Origin of the sequence: Neisseria sp. P0019.S002, assembly GCF_051957155.1 — a bacterium.
Classification (GTDB): Bacteria; Pseudomonadota; Gammaproteobacteria; order Burkholderiales; family Neisseriaceae; genus Neisseria; species Neisseria perflava.
On sequence record NZ_JBQCWS010000115.1, the window covers coordinates 1 to 457 of the forward strand.

Genomic DNA, 457 nt, shown 5'->3' on the forward strand with positions numbered 1-457 from the left:
GGTCGGCACGGTGGTAGTATTCGAGGGCGGTAGCGAAGTTTTGGCTTTTGGCCTGACGGTGCGCCAGCACGCCCCAGGCGAATCCGGCCTGTTCGCGGGTGAAGAGGCTTTCCTGGTTGCTCAGGTTTTGGGCTGCCGCCGGGCTTTTTTGTGCGTTTGCGCCGATGATGCCGCGCAGGAGGTTTTCTTGCGCGCCTTGCCCGCTGCCGCCTTCAAGCGGGCTGCCGAGGGCGGCGGCAAGACGGGAGGCATCGGTGGTTTGGTTGTTGGCAATCAGGCCGCGTACGCGCCGCCAGGCATCGGTGGTGTTCAGACGGCCTTCCCGTGCGCGGGTTTCGATTAAGGCGGTGCAGCCTTGCGGCAGGCGGCCGGTTTCGCGGACGAGTTTTGCCGTCAGGCCGGTGTCTTGCAGGTTTTCGGCGTAGCAGCCGACTTCCTGGCTGCTACGCCGAAAACC

The 457-nt window shown here is 64.8% G+C and carries 1 pseudogene; it reads right to left on the minus strand.

The window, feature by feature from the left end:
* Positions 1–457, minus strand: a pseudogene (locus ACTHTY_RS11840) (lytic transglycosylase domain-containing protein); the annotation flags it as partial.